The sequence below is a fragment of the Bosea sp. Tri-49 genome (genome assembly GCF_003952665.1).
In the GTDB taxonomy this organism is placed as follows: Bacteria; Pseudomonadota; Alphaproteobacteria; order Rhizobiales; family Beijerinckiaceae; genus Allobosea.
Genome location: NZ_CP017946.1, coordinates 5,631,456 through 5,644,413 on the forward strand (window position 1 = coordinate 5,631,456; position 12,958 = coordinate 5,644,413).

General features: G+C 65.9%; 13 protein-coding genes. 7 read left to right on the forward strand and 6 right to left on the reverse strand.

Annotated features, from left to right (window positions below; genetic code table 11):
* Window positions 1-82: 82 nt before the first annotated feature.
* Genes BLM15_RS27155 through BLM15_RS27170 form a run of 4 tightly spaced genes read right to left on the reverse strand, consistent with a single transcriptional unit; the run spans window position 83 to window position 3,208 of the window.
* A complete protein-coding gene (locus BLM15_RS27155; protein ID WP_126115669.1) occupies window positions 83-823 on the reverse strand; it encodes a class I SAM-dependent methyltransferase in 741 nt (246 codons plus the stop codon).
* A 19-nt stretch (window positions 824-842) separates the two neighbouring features.
* On the reverse strand, window positions 843-1,100 hold the full coding sequence (locus tag BLM15_RS27160; RefSeq protein WP_126115670.1) for a hypothetical protein: 258 nt from the start codon (window positions 1,098-1,100) through the stop codon (window positions 843-845).
* 28 nt (window positions 1,101-1,128) lie between these two features.
* A complete protein-coding gene (locus tag BLM15_RS27165; protein WP_126115671.1) occupies window positions 1,129-1,347 on the reverse strand; it encodes a hypothetical protein in 219 nt (72 codons plus the stop codon).
* 22 nt (window positions 1,348-1,369) lie between these two features.
* A complete protein-coding gene (locus tag BLM15_RS27170; protein WP_126115672.1) occupies window positions 1,370-3,208 on the reverse strand; it encodes an IlvD/Edd family dehydratase in 1,839 nt (612 codons plus the stop codon).
* 338 nt (window positions 3,209-3,546) lie between these two features.
* On the opposite strand from BLM15_RS27170, the gene BLM15_RS27175 reads away from it, so the two are divergent.
* Both BLM15_RS27175 and BLM15_RS27180 read left to right on the forward strand, forming a co-directional pair.
* A complete protein-coding gene (locus tag BLM15_RS27175) occupies window positions 3,547-4,731 on the forward strand; it encodes a pyridoxal phosphate-dependent aminotransferase (RefSeq protein ID WP_126115673.1) in 1,185 nt (394 codons plus the stop codon).
* A 2-nt stretch (window positions 4,732-4,733) separates the two neighbouring features.
* On the forward strand, window positions 4,734-5,069 hold the full coding sequence (locus BLM15_RS27180) for an NIPSNAP family protein (protein ID WP_126115674.1): 336 nt from the start codon (window positions 4,734-4,736) through the stop codon (window positions 5,067-5,069).
* 18 nt (window positions 5,070-5,087) lie between these two features.
* On the opposite strand, the gene BLM15_RS27185 is transcribed toward BLM15_RS27180, so the two are convergent.
* Both BLM15_RS27185 and BLM15_RS27190 read right to left on the reverse strand, forming a co-directional pair.
* The gene (locus BLM15_RS27185; protein WP_126115675.1) at window positions 5,088-6,401 is read right to left on the reverse strand and encodes an MFS transporter; all 1,314 of its coding nucleotides are present in this window, start codon (window positions 6,399-6,401) and stop codon (window positions 5,088-5,090) included.
* A gap of 69 nt (window positions 6,402-6,470) precedes the next feature.
* Window positions 6,471-7,355 carry a tellurite resistance TerB family protein gene (locus BLM15_RS27190; RefSeq protein WP_164547656.1) on the reverse strand — a complete coding sequence of 295 codons (885 nt, stop codon included), beginning with the start codon at window positions 7,353-7,355 and terminating at the stop codon, window positions 6,471-6,473.
* A gap of 276 nt (window positions 7,356-7,631) precedes the next feature.
* Between BLM15_RS27190 and ykgO the strand changes: the two genes are divergently transcribed.
* The 5 genes from ykgO (at window position 7,632) to BLM15_RS27215 (ending at window position 12,929) form a co-directional block, all read left to right on the forward strand.
* Entirely contained in the window at window positions 7,632-7,757 is a 126-nt protein-coding gene (gene ykgO, locus BLM15_RS27195; RefSeq protein WP_038363015.1) for a type B 50S ribosomal protein L36, read from the forward strand.
* A gap of 173 nt (window positions 7,758-7,930) precedes the next feature.
* The gene (locus BLM15_RS27200; protein ID WP_164547657.1) at window positions 7,931-8,569 is read left to right on the forward strand and encodes a tetratricopeptide repeat protein; all 639 of its coding nucleotides are present in this window, start codon (window positions 7,931-7,933) and stop codon (window positions 8,567-8,569) included.
* Between the two features lie 173 nt (window positions 8,570-8,742).
* A complete protein-coding gene (locus tag BLM15_RS27205) occupies window positions 8,743-9,156 on the forward strand; it encodes an MbcA/ParS/Xre antitoxin family protein (RefSeq protein ID WP_126115678.1) in 414 nt (137 codons plus the stop codon).
* Window positions 9,153-9,878 (forward strand): RES family NAD+ phosphorylase, encoded by a 726-nt coding sequence (locus tag BLM15_RS27210; protein ID WP_206438580.1) that lies wholly within the window; start codon window positions 9,153-9,155, stop codon window positions 9,876-9,878. Before BLM15_RS27205 ends, BLM15_RS27210 begins: the two co-directional genes overlap by 4 nt.
* Window positions 9,879-10,094: 216 nt before the next feature.
* A complete protein-coding gene (locus tag BLM15_RS27215) occupies window positions 10,095-12,929 on the forward strand; it encodes an autotransporter serine protease (RefSeq protein WP_126115680.1) in 2,835 nt (944 codons plus the stop codon).
* The last annotated feature ends 29 nt before the right edge of the window (window positions 12,930-12,958 follow it).

Below are 12,958 nucleotides of genomic sequence, written 5' to 3' on the forward strand. Positions count from 1 at the left end.
TCAGCCCCGCTTGCACGCATCGGCGTGCCGCCTGAGATGCGTGACGGGCATGTTCCAACTGAGAGTGCGCGTCGCGGAGAAGCTAAAGTGGCTTCCTCCCCGAGACTGCCGTTGCGCAGCCGAAGAAGAAGCGCCTGAACTCAACCTCCAGCCCCTCGGCCCGCAGCATCGCCGCCAGGCCCGAGGCGTCACCGAAATTCGTGCTGTAGGTGCCGATCATCGCGAAATCCTGCGCGCCCTTCAGCAAGATGCGCTCGACCAGGGGCAGCACGGTCTTCAGGTGAAACAGATAGAGCGGCCGCAGCCACCAGCCTTTCGGATCTGAGGCCTCGATCATCGAGAAGCTGCCGCCCGGCTTGAGGCAATGGGCGATCAGTTTCGCGAGGCGGGAGTGCTGGTCGGGATTGAAGGTCTTCAAGCCGAAGGTCGAGATCACGAAATCGGCGCTGTCGGCCGGCAGATCGTTGGCCAGCACGTCGGCCTCGACGAAGTCGATCTTGTGGGCGCGGTGAGCATGGAGGCGCTCCATCGCCAACTGGTGCATGCCGGAAGAGATGTCGACCGCGGTGATCGCGTCGATCTCGGGGAAACGCTTGAGCAGATGCGGCCAGACCTCTCCGGTCCCGGCCATTAGATCGTAGCCCCTGGGAGCGGCCTCCTGCAGCGCTGGCAGCGCCTCCACGCATTGCCGGCGCCAGCGCTCGGTGAAGCCGAAGGAGAAGAAGGAGCTGTAGCCGATATAGCGGCTGGAACAGCGGTCGAAGACGCCTTTGACAAACGCGGCGTCATAGATGTCCTGAGGGGGCGTCGCGGGATGAGGCAAGGGGCCACTCTTGTCGGGGTCAGCCGAGAATGCCGGCGAACATGGCCGCCACGGCGACAATCACAGCCACCACGGCCACCATGCCGAGATGGAGCAGGAATGCCAGACCAGCGACCGGCAGCAGGATCGCGCCGATGATCGCTCCTGACACGATCCGGCCGGAGCCCCCACGCCAATGACCGACGGCGCCGCCGAGCAGGGCGCCCAGCCCGGACAGCAGCACCAGCAGCAGGGTCGTCTGCGGGTCGAGCCCGGTCAGCTCGGCAAGCCAGGTCATCGCGTTCTCCGTGAAGGGCAATAGCCCCTCACCAGAAGACGACGACAACCCCCAGGACGACAAGTCCGACGAAGAACGAGCCGAAATAGCTGCCGAGCAGCAGGGTGATCGCAAAGCTGACAATGGCGCCAAGGATTGCGGTCAGGACAATCGGATAGCGCCGGCGCAGCGCGAGCTGCCTGCCGGCGAGGCCGCCCAGCAGCGCGGCGAGCGCTGCCAGGGCAATGTCGAAGACGCCGAACGGCATCGGTGCGAGCGGCAGGAACCGCTCAGTGGTTGTCGCGCGGGATGCCGAACTTCTTGTGGATCTTCTGGTACTTGACCGCCGGCTTCAGCACCATGCCCTCGGAGAGTTCGTCGACGATCTTGCGCTGGATCTCCTGCCAGGGCGTCTGGCTCTTCGGATACTTGTAGCCGCCGGCCGCCTTGAATTCGGCGCGGCGCTTCTCCAGCTCCTCGTCCGAGATCAGCATGTTGGCGGTGCGCTTCTTCAGGTCGATGCGGACCTTGTCGCCGGTCTTCAGCAGCGCCAACCCGCCGCCTGTCGCCGCTTCCGGCGAGGCGTTGAGGATCGAGGGCGAGCCCGAGGTACCGGACTGGCGGCCGTCGCCGACGCAAGCGAGCGCGGTGACGCCCTTCTTGATCAGGTAATCCGGCGGCCGCATGTTCACGACCTCGGCCGCGCCGGGATAGCCGACGGGACCGACGCCGCGGATGAATAGCACCGTGTGCTCGTCGATCCCAAGCGCGGGGTCGTCGATCCGGTGGTGGTAGTCCTCCGGCCCGTCGAAAACGACGGCTTTGCCTTCGAAGGCCATCGGGTCCTTCGGGTTATCGAGATAGCGCTTGCGGAATTCCGGCGTGATCACCGAGGTCTTCATGATCGCCGAGTCGAACAGGTTGCCGGAGAGGTTGAGGAACCCGGCCTCCTTCTTCATCGGCTCGTCATAGGCCTTGATGACGTTGCGGTCGCCCGTGAATGCTCCTTCGCAGTTCTCGATATGGGTCTTGCCATTGGCGGTGATGGCCGGCTTGAGCCTGCCCTTGGCGATCAGCTCGGCGATCACGGAGGGCAGGCCGCCGGCGCGGTAATAGTCCTCGCCGAGATATTCGCCGGCCGGCTGCATGTTGACCAGAAGCGGCGTGTCGTAGCCGATCTTGGTCCAGTCCTCATTGTCGAGCTTGACGCCGATATGCTTGGCGATGGCGTTGACGTGGACCGGGGCGTTGGTCGAGCCGCCGATCGCCGAGTTGATGACGATGGTGTTCTCGAAGGCCTCGCGCGTCAGGATCTTCGAGGGGATCAGGTTCTCCCAGACCATCTCGACGATGCGGCGCCCGGTCAGATAGGCCATCTCGTAGCGGTCACGATAGGGGGCCGGGATCGCGGCGGCGCCGGGCAGGGTCATGCCCATCGCTTCGGCGAGCGCATTCATGGTCGAGGCGGTGCCCATGGTGTTGCAGTGACCCGCGGATGGCGCGGACGAGGCAACCAGATCGACGAAGCCGCGATAGTCGATCTCGCCGGCCGCCATCATCTGGCGCGCCTTCCAGACGATAGTGCCCGAGCCGGTGCGCTCGCCGCGGAAGGAGCCGTTCAGCATCGGCCCGCCCGGCAGGGCGATAGCCGGGATGTCGACGGTCGCTGCCGCCATGATCTGGGCCGGGGTGGTCTTGTCACAGCCGGTCGTCAGCACGACACCGTCGATCGGGTAGCCGTAGAGGATCTCGACGAGCGAGAGATATTGCAAGTTGCGATCGAGCGAGGCGGTTGGCCGCTTGCAGGTTTCCTGGATCGGATGGATCGGGAACTCGAAGGGCACGCCGCCCATTTCGCGGATGCCGTCGCGGACGCGATGGGCGAGCTCGAGATGATGGCGGTTGCAGGGGGCGATGTCGGAGCCGGTCTGGGCGATGCCGATGATCGGGCGGCCGGATTGCAATTCCTCACGCGACAGGCCGAAATTCATGGTCCGCTCGATATAAAGCGCGGTCATGTCGGCATTGGCCGGATTGTCGAACCAGGCCTTGGAGCGAAGCTGCTCCGGCTTGATTTTCCGCACCGGCTTCTTGCCGTTCGGCGTCTTGCTGCTTGGCGTCTTGGCCATCCCGTCATTCCCTCTCGCGCCCGGGCGGCTTTGCGCCGCTTCGGCATCGTCTTTAAATCGATTTGACCGACAGGTCATGCCGGCCGTGGCAGAACGGCAAGGGCGCTTGCCGTAGCTGCTGTATTCTGCATACAGCAGCTTGTGGCGCCGTGCCAATCGCTTGGTAAAACGCTGACACCAGCAAAGGTCGCTGCGGCGCAGTTTGCAAGTGTTCCAAATGCGTCCCTGTCCGGACTGGGACGCAAGCGGCGGGCTTGCGCGGCTGCCGGCTTTGCGGCCAAGACAGATTTGGACACGCGACGGCTTGAAGACCGGCCGTGAGCGAAGAGGAAACCGCCATGACGTTGCAGGTCGTCCCATCCTTCGGCCGCATCGGTGAAGAGAACGCCTTCGCCGTGCTCGCCCGCGCGACCGAATTGCAGCGCCAGGGCAAGGACATCATCAATCTCGGTATCGGCCAGCCGGATTTCCCGACGCCCGAGCACATCGTCGAGGCGGCGGTGAAGGCGCTGCGCGACGGCCACCATGGCTACACCCCGGCGAACGGCATCCTGCCCTTGCGCGAAGCGGTGGCGGCCGATCTGCACAAGCGCTTCCAGGTCAATGTCTCGCCGGAGGCGGTGATGATCGTGCCGGGCGGCAAGGTCACCATGTTCATGGCGATCCTGATGTTCGGCGAGCCCGGCGCCGAGATCCTCTATCCCGATCCCGGTTTCCCGATCTATCGCTCGATGATCGAGTACACTGGGGCTACGCCGATCCCGGTGCCGATCCGCGAGGAGAACGGCTTTGCCTTCTCGGCCGAGGAGACGCTCGCGCTGATCACGCCGAAGACGCGGCTCCTGATCGTCAACTCGCCGGCCAACCCGACGGGCGGCGTCACGCCCAAGGCCGAAGTCGACAAGCTGGTCGCGGGCTTGGCAGCCTTCCCGGATGTCGCTGTCATGTCGGACGAGATCTACGACCAGATGCTTTATGACGGCGAAAAGCATGTCTGCCTGCTGAGCTATCCGGAGATCCGCGACCGGCTGATCCTGCTCAATGGTTGGTCGAAGACCTATGCCATGACCGGCTGGCGCATGGGCTTCTCAGTCTGGCCGAAGCCGCTCTACGACAATGCCCGCAAGCTCGCGGTGAACTCGCATTCTTGCGTCAACGCTCCGGCGCAATGGGCGGGGCTTGAGGCGCTGACCGGCCCGCAGGACGCGGTTGGGATGATGCTGGCGGAATTTGACCGGCGCCGGAAGGCGGTGGTGGTAGGGCTGAACGGCCTGCCCGGCGTCTCCTGCATCGTGCCCAAGGGGGCCTTCTACGCCTTCCCGAACGTGTCGCAGACCGGCTGGAAGGCGAAGAAGCTGGCCTCGGCCCTGCTCGAGGATGCCGGCGTCGCCACGATCGGCGGGCCGGATTTCGGCGTCCACGGTGAAGGCTATATCCGGCTCTCCTACGCAAACTCGCTGGAGAATATCGAGCGGGCGCTCGGGCGGATGGGCGAGTTCCTCAAGAATGCGAAAGCGGCCTGACGATGACGATAACCTGCCATCTTCGCTACGTCGTCGACCCCTACCAACTCCCGGCCTTCGAGGCCTATGGCAAAGCCTGGATCCGCTTGGTCGAGCGGTTCGGCGGCAAGCATCACGGCTATTTCATGCCGTCGGAGGGGATGTCGAACGTGGCGCTGGCGATGTTCAGCTTCCCGTCCTTCGCCGCATACGAGGCCTATCGCGAGGCCTCGTTCAAGGACGCGGAGTGCCTCTCCGTGGTCGCAGAGAACGACAAGCACCGCTTCATTATCAGCTATGAGCGCAGCTTCTTCCGGCCGGTGTTCGAGGACGATCAGGGCGTCAAGCGCGCGCCCTGATCCCCGGTCCCTGGCTGGTCAGGCGGCTGGCCTGACACGTCCCGGCACCAGCCGCACCTTTCGTGGCGCGGCCAGCCAGATCGCCGCGGCCGAGACGAGGCAGCAGGCGACCGCCAGCAGGAAGGCCGGGCGATAGCTGCCGGTTGCGTCGTGGATCGCGCCGGCCAGCCAGGGCCCGGCCGCGCCGCCAGCAAGTACCGCCACCGTGATCGTCCCGAAGATCGCCCCGAACTGCGGCCCTTCGAAAATCTCGACAACGATCGCGCCCAATACCGAAGTCAGCGCATAACCCAGAAAACCCTGGGCGATCACCATCACATAGAGCAGGACAGGGGACGGCGTGTGCTCCAGCGCGATCAGCGCGGCATAGGAGATGGCGAAGCCCAGGCAACCCACCGTCCAGACCCATTCCCGGCCGATACGGTCCGACAGGGCTCCTAATCCGATCTGGCCGGGTATGGCGACGGCACTGACGAGGCCCAGCGCCCAGGCCGCGGTCAGCGGGGAAAAACCAACCTCGATCAGGTACTTGGTTTGATGGACCTGCGCCGCATACCAGGCGACCATCGCACAAAAATAGCCGAGCACGATCCACCAGAAGGGGGCAGTGCGCAGTGCGCGGGCCAGCGTCCATTCGACTGCGACCCAAGCCTGGTCGACCACTGCCGCCTTGCGATGTGCCGCGCCGGTGCTGGCCGGGCCGGTTTCGCCGTCTGGCTGCAAGCCGAGATCCTGCGGCTTGCGGCGGACCAGCAGATTGAGTGGCCCGAGCAGGAAGAGCACGAGCAGGCCCATGATCCAGCAGGCGGCGCGCCAGCCATCCCGGCTGATGATCGATTGCAGCCACGGCAGGAGCAGCAGCGCGCCGACGCCGACACCGGAAAAGGCGATGCTGATTGCAAAGGCCCGGCGGCGCACGAACCAGTTTGGCAGGAACAGCGACTGAGCCGAGAAGCTCATTAGATTGGCGCCGCAGCCGACCAGGACGCCGAGCGTCAGATAAAGGTGCCAGGCCGCGCTGATCGCCGGCGCGATCAGCATGCCCGCCGCCAGCATCGCCACGCCGGTCTCGATCACGACGCGCGGGCCGTGCTTGTCCATGACGCGGCCGACAAATGTACTGGTCACGGCCGAGAGCAGGAAACCGAAGGAGAAAGCGCCCGAGGCGAGCCCGCGATCCCAGCCGAACTCGTCGATCAGCGGCGGCAGCAGCAGCGAGAAGGCCGTGCGGGCGCTGACTGCCACCGCCATGGTGACGAAGGCGGCGCCGATGATGAGCCAGCCATAGTAGAACGGCAGGCGCGCCGACCAATGCGGGGAGGGTGATTGCATACCGCATTGGTCGGTCGGGTACGTCAGGCGTCAATCCGCACCCGACGCACCCCAGATCTGCGTCAGAGGTCAGACCTTCGCAGCACTCGCCGCCGCGTCGATGTTCGCGACCAGCTCGGCATCGAGGCCGAGCGAGCCGGCGAGACCGGCGAGGAAGTCCTTCTCGGCCGGGGTGTCCGGATTGATGGCGACACGCGCCGCCGTATAGATCTGCGCGGCGAGCTCAGGCGTCTCGGCGCCCTCGACCAGCGCATCGACGCTCGCCGGGTTGGCCAGCTCGTTGGTGAGCCATTCATTGGCTTCCGCGTCGAGGCCGGCCTCGCGCAGGCCGCCGAGGATGGCATTGCGCTCGGTCTGGTCGATATGGCCGTCGGAGGCCGAGGCGGCGATCATGGCGCGGATGAAGATCAGCGCGCTGGCGTTGCTCGCCGCTTCCGGCTCGAAGCCGGAGCCGGACGGAGGTGGCAGCACGGCTTGCTGGTCGGCGCCGAGCAGCGGTTTGCCGGCCTGGTAGTTCTGGAAGGCCTTGTAGGCGAGGCCGCCGATCAGCGCGAGGCCGCCGACCTTGGCGGCCGAGCCGGCGAGTGAGCGGCCGGCCGAGGTCCCGAAGATCAGCGCGCCGAGCCCGCCAAGCACGGCGCCGGCGGCGAGCTGGTTGCCGCCAAGCATGCCCTTGGCCTGCTCGATCAATTGCTCGGGCGTCTTGCCGCCGGAGAACTGGCCAACGATGTCGGTCGCGCCCTGCTGTAGCCCGGTGTTGCGGGCGGCGTCCTGCACACCCTGCGTCGCTTGGCCGAAGATCTGGCCGGCCATGCCGGCGAGCCCGCCGGGCTGCTGGACCTGCTGGGCGAGATTGCCGAGCACGCCGCCAAGGCCGCCGGCCTGGCCGCCCTGGGCGCCAGCCTGGCTGCCAGCATTGACAAGGGCGTCGAGGAGGGACTTGGCGTTGAACATCGAGAAAACTCCCTGGTAGGTCTGCCGCGGGGTGCAATCTAGGTATGTGCTGACCGCACTGCTAGGGCGGCCATGCGATTGCGACGGGAGCATGACGGGCTGTGCAAGGCGGCGGAAATATACGCTGGGGCCTTGCCAATCGTCGCAAAATCCTTATACAGCCGCCATCGCATCAGGCGCGCATGTCGTTTGTTCGATGAGGACCGGTTCGGTTCGCGTCGCGCCTTTCGTTTTTGACCGGTCTGGCCGAAAGGCTGATCGACGGGAGTCCGGACCATGAAGATCCGCAATTCGCTGAAGTCGCTGCGTGCGCGCCATCGCGATAACCAGCTCGTGCGCCGCAAGGGCCGCGTCTACATCATCAACAAGGTCCAGAAGCGCTTCAAGGCGCGCCAGGGCTGAGGCGTCGCGCGGCTCCAGGGCCGCGCCATCAGCGTCCTTGTCGAGATTGAGAGAGCGGGCTGCACATTGTGTGGCCCGCTTTTTTGGCTTGTGCGCGACTCTTGTTCTCCAGCGATCTCTCTGGGCCGTGAATTGACGCGAGGCCCTATCGCGCCCACCTTGGGGGCATGAGGTTGTCTCGTCTTGCCCGCCTTGTGCTGATTCCGGGGCTGCTCTTAGCGGCTGCGCCAAGCGCGATTGCGCAGCAGGCGCCGCTGCGCGACGGCGCGGTGCCGAATGCCGATCGCGACGACAAGCCGAATCTGCCGGAAGCGCCACCGCCGCGCAGCCCGGCCGCCACGCTGGATCGGTTGTTCGAGCGGCTCGCTGCGGCGAAGACTGCAGAAGAGGCCAAGGGCATCGCCAATCTGATCCAGCGGCGCTGGGCCCGTTCGGGATCGGATACCGCGGACTTGCTGATGACCCGTGCGCAGGATGCGCTGAAGGCGCGTGAATTGCCGCTGGCGATCGAATTGCTTGACCGTGTCGTCACGCTCGAACCGGACTGGGCCGAGGGCTGGAATCAGCGGGCCAATGCGCTCTTCCTGCAAGGCGATCCGATTCGCTCGATGCTCGACATCGCCGAGACGCTGAAGCGCGAGCCGCGCCATTACGGCGCGATGATGGGGCTCGGCACGATCCTGCGCCAGCAGGGCGACGACAAGCGGGCCATGGTCGCCTATCGGCGCGCGCTTGCGGTCTACCCGCAGCTCGACGCGGTGAAGGACGCCGTCGAGGCGCTCAAGCTCGAGGTCGACGGCCGCGACGCGTGATAACCAGCGTCATGCTCGGGCTTGACCCGAGCATCTCCGGCCGGATGAGGCTTCCTATCTTCTTGTCATTAGATTCTCGGGTCTACGCTTCGCTGCGCCCGAGAATGACGTTTATCCCCACCCTTGCCATTTGGCAGTATTTTACTTATTTTATGCCAAATGGAGATTGTCCGATGAGCCCGCTCTCGCCGGTTCCGACTGTGCCGGATGCCTTCTCGCCTGCGGCGATCACCCAAGCCGAAGCGGCGGCGATGTTCCGCGCTACCGTGAATCTGTTTCGCCTCTGGGGGCTGACCGATGAGGAGGCGGCCGTGCTGCTCGACCAGCCGGTGCGCAGTTATCGGCGCTGGAAGGCTGGCGAGATCGGTCGCATTGATCGCGATGCGAGAGCCCGGCTCTCCAATCTGATGGGCATCCACAAGGCGCTGCGGCTGATCTTTCGCGAGTCGCAGCGCGGCTATGCCTGGATCAAGGCGGGTAACGACGCTTTTGCCGGCAAGTCGGCACTCGCCGTGATGCTGGGCGGCGAACTCACCGACCTTATGCGGGTGCGCCGCTATCTCGATGCGGAGCGCGGCCTCTGGTGAGCGTCGCCGACTACCCGGTCGCGCGGGTCGAATGGCCGGCGGCGGTCCGCATCATCCGCAGCGCCTTTCCGCCGATCGACCTGTTCGAGGACATCGCCGACCCGGCCGACTGGCCGCTGCTGATCCAGGCGGAGATGAAGACCAATCCGCGATTGATGGAGACGATCGGCAATCTCGACCTGGTGCCGCCGGCCCGCCGTGTCTCGGGGCAGGGTGCAAGCTGGCTGATGGCGCCCTTCACCCATGTCAGCCGCGACCGGCCGAGCCGGTTCAGCGACGGGAGCTATGGTGTGCTTTATGTCGCCGAGAGCTTCGAGACGGCGCTGTTCGAGACCATCCATCACCACGGGCGCTTCATGGCGCGAACCAAGGAGCCGCCGGGCTGGACCTCGCAGTTCCGCGAGCTCGTGCTGTCGGTCGACGCCGGCCTGCACGATCTGCGCAGCGAGCGGGCAGGGGAGAGTGTGCTGCTGCGACCTGACAACTATGCGGCAAGCCAGGCTCTGGGGGCGAAGCTGCGTGCGGCCCAGTCGGAGGGCGTCGTCTATCCGAGCGTGCGCTGGTCGGGCGGGGAATGTGCTGGGTTGTTCTGGCCGAATCTCGCGGGCAATCCCGTCCAGGGCCGGCACCTCGATTATCACTGGAGCGGCGAGCGGGTCGACCTCTACCGCGAGGCGGGCACCGGGAAGGTCTTCCGCATCGGCGAGGCTGTGTCCTCCTAGACGGCGCGATGGGTCAAAGGCCGGCTTTTGCGTTCACAGATCGGGAAGCAAGGTTTCCATCGACGACTGCGGAGCGTCGAATGAAGCGCGGATAGCCGGTCGACTACGGCATATGCCGTATTGCCCGTGCAGATTCGGAACGACAGGCTGCGGCCAGCGAGGTCTTGGAAAGAATTCGCATATTCTGTTCCCGGGGGCTGCGTGAATTTCCTGTCCATGCCTACCGTCACGGCCTTGCTGCTGTCGACGGCGCTCGTCGATCCGGCTGCTGCCCAGGTGCCCGGCCTGCTCACCGATCCCAATAGCTGGCGGACGCCGGAATACAGGGCGCAATGGGGGCTCGAGACGATCCGCGCAGCGAATGCCTATGCGCGTGGCGTCGACGGCACCGGCATCGTCGTCGGGGTTATCGACTCCGGCATCTTCGCCGCACATCCCGAATTCGTCGGCCGCTATGGCGGCGGCTATGACTACCCGACGGAGACAGCGCAGGCGATTGACCACCACGGTCACGGTACTGGGGTCGCCTCAGTGATCGTTGCCAACAGGGACGGCATTGGCATGCACGGCGTGGCCCCGGGCGCGACCGTCGTTGTTGTAGGCACCGACGACGATAAGGGAGGGACGGACCCGAACCTTACAACGAGGGCTTACAATGATCTGATCGCGCGCGGGGTGCGCATCATCAACAACAGCTGGGGTAGCACCGATCCGATTTCTGCAGCGAGCCGACAGGAGATTCTCGACAACTCCGCGCCAGAGTTGGCGGCATATCGCAGGGCCGTCGCGGCTGGGGCATTGAACATCTGGATCACGCATAATCAGGGTCGAGATCAACCGGGCATCCATGCCGGCCTGCCTCACCTCTTCCCTGAACTGGAGCGCGGCTGGCTTGCGGTTACGGCTGTCGGGCCGGGCTACGAGCCCTTGTACACCAACCGTTGCGGCGTCGCGAAGAACTGGTGCCTGGCGGCGCCCGGCGGCGGCGACTTGTGGCTCCCCAATCCCTATCCAGACGATCCCATCGTCGTGGCCGACAAGAGCGGCGGCTACACCAAGACGTTTGGCACCTCCTTCGCTGCTCCCCATGTCTCCGGCGCGGCAGCGCTGGTCTGGCAGATGTTTCCGTTCTTCACGGCTGCCCAGGTGCGCCAGACCCTGCTCGGCACGGCCTGGGACATCGGCGCACCCGGCGTCGATGAGATCTACGGCTACGGCCTGCTCGATGTAGGCAAGGCGGTGCTCGGCCCGGGCCGTTTCGACTGGGGCGATTTCATCGTCGAGCAACCGGGCGGGGTCGCCTTCTTCGAGAACGACATTGTCGGCGCCGGCGGACTGGTGAAGCGCGGCGCCGGCGAGCTCGTGCTGACCGGCCACAGCTCCTATGCGGGCGAGACGCGCGTCGAGGGCGGCTTCCTCTCGGTGATGGGCAGCATCGTCTCACCGACCAGCATTGCCGCCGCGGGCACGCTGGCCGGCACCGGCCTGATCACCGGTACGGTCATCAATGGCGGCACGATCTGGGCCGGCGACTATCACGGCGTTGGGACGCTGACGGTCAATGGCAATTATGTACAGGAGGCCGGTGGCCTGCTTGTCCAGCAGTTCAGCCCGGCTGGAGGGTTGAACCATCTCGCCGTCACCGGCACGGCGAGCCTCGCCGGCTGGGTTGCCCTGGCCGGAGGGCAGCAGCTCCTGCCGCGCAGCCTCTCTATGGCGGTACTCACCGCCGGTCAGGGCATCACCGGCCGCTTCGAGGGCATCGAGGGGCCGTTTGGCGACGGCACTGCGCCCTTCATCCAGGCGAGCCTGCGCTATCAGCCGAACACGGCCTATCTCGATATCCGGACGCTGCCCTTCGATACGCCTGATGTCTGCGCCTCAGCCAATCAATGCGCCGTGGGCGGGGCGCTCGAGCGCAGCCTGGTGGGCGCGGATCAGGATCTGCGCGACGTCGCCACCCTGCTGCAGGCTGCCGGCACGCGAGATGGCGCCCGGGGCGCGCTCGCCAGCCTCTCCGGCGAGGTGCATGCGGGCCTCTCTACCCTGGCTCTGGGCGGGGCTTCCCAGTTCGGCGGCATGATCTCGCAGCGCCTCGGTGCCTTGCGCTCCGGGCAGGCGGAACCCGGCCTCGTCGACGCACCACTCGCCTATACGTCGAGCATGGCGGCCAACCCTGCCGCGGCGATGCTGATGCGGCTGCCTGCGCAGGCGCCCGCCTCGAACAATACCTGGGCGCGCGGCTATGGCTTCGGCGGAAGGCTCGGGGGCGATGCCAATGCCGGTGGCGCCACCTATCGCGGGGGCGGCGTGGTCGGTGGCTTCGACCGGCAGATCACAACGTCCTTTTTGGCCGGATTCGGTCTCGGCTACTCCAGCATCGACGCCGATTTCCGCCGGTTCTCCGGGAAGGGCAGCATCGACGCCTATGAGGGGGCGTTCTACGGCAGCTATACCAGCGGGAAGCTGCGCCTCGACGGTCTCCTCGGCCATAGCCGGCTCAATCTCGAATCCGAGCGTAGCATCGCGTTCGGCGGTCTCTCGCGGCAGGCAAAGGCGAAGTATGATGGCCACCGCTTCACCGGCGCGCTGGAGGCCGGCTATGCCTTCGATCTCGGCTGGTCGACGGTCGAGCCGCTGTTGGCGTTGCGCTACACCTTTTTGCGCCAGGGTGGCTTCAGCGAAACTGATGCGGACAGCATCGGCCTGACGGCGGCCGGCCAGTCCGCTTCAAGCCTGCTCGGCAGCGTCGGCTTGCGTCTGGCGCGGGAGTTCGAGCTCGGCGAAGGCCGCTTCGCGATCGAGGCGAGAGGCCGCTGGCAACATGAGTTCCTCGATGATGCCGTGGCAGTCGATGCGGCCTTCATCGGGGCGCCGGCCGCGACCTTCTCCATCGAGGCCGCGAAAACAGCCCGCGACAGCGCAACCCTCGGCGTCGGCCTGTCGGCGCGCGCCGGCCGCAACGTCACGCTGTTCGCGGATTACGACGTTCGCCTCAACAGCGACGCCATCACCCACGCCGTCACAGCCGGGTTGCGCGCCAGCTGGTAGCGTTTGGCACGGGAGAGCCGAGCGCTGCG